The sequence below is a fragment of the Staphylococcus sp. EG-SA-2 genome, from assembly GCF_017152085.1.
This window is the reverse complement of the sequence record NZ_JACYHC010001272.1, coordinates 1-613: the sequence shown is the minus strand read 5'-3', so window position 1 is coordinate 613 and position 613 is coordinate 1. Positions and strand designations below refer to the sequence as shown.

2 protein-coding genes are annotated in these 613 nt (G+C 29.0%); one reads left to right on the top strand and one right to left on the bottom strand.

Annotation, left to right across the window (positions count from 1 at the left end; translation table 11 throughout):
* The coding region (locus IDG60_RS23350) for a hypothetical protein (RefSeq protein ID WP_241013414.1) at window positions 1–152 on the top strand (152 nt) is incomplete at its 5' end.
* A 159-nt stretch (window positions 153–311) separates the two neighbouring features.
* On the opposite strand, the gene IDG60_RS20645 is transcribed toward IDG60_RS23350, so the two are convergent.
* The coding region (locus tag IDG60_RS20645) for an Asp23/Gls24 family envelope stress response protein (protein ID WP_206161126.1) at window positions 312–613 on the bottom strand (302 nt) is incomplete at its 5' end.

Here is a 613-nt window from a genome sequence, read left to right as displayed (position 1 = left end):
AAGTAAATGAGAATCGCATAAATGAAATTAAAGATACCATGTTCGCGCCATTTATAGATTATAAGTGTGTTACAACAATGCGTCTTGAAGATGAGGCACATCATTATACTTATATTAAAGTTAATAACCCTTTGTATCGAGAAAATAATTAAGGTTATAGAATTTTATTAATCGTGAGCTCAAGGATTACATTAACTTATTAAATACAATCTATACAAATGAGAGAATAATACATTTTCCATATTCAAATTATTAAAAATCACAAAAAAGCTCGGCACTTAAATTGAGTGCCGAGCTTTTTATCGAATAACTTATTGTAAACCTTGTCTTTCTTGGTTATTGTTTTCATTATTTTTTTCGTGTTTTTGTTTCCATTCTTTTTGAGTCATTACATCGTCAACTTGCATGTTAACTTCAACAACATCTAAACCAGTAATATATTTAACTTGTTCTTTTACTAATTCAGTTACTTTACGGAAGATTTTAGGTGCTGATTCACCATATTCTAAAATTACTTTTAAGTCTACAGCAGCTTGTTTTTCACCAACTTCAACAGATACACCTTGAGTAACGTTATTTCCACTTGAGAATGCATTAGTGAATGTATCAGTTA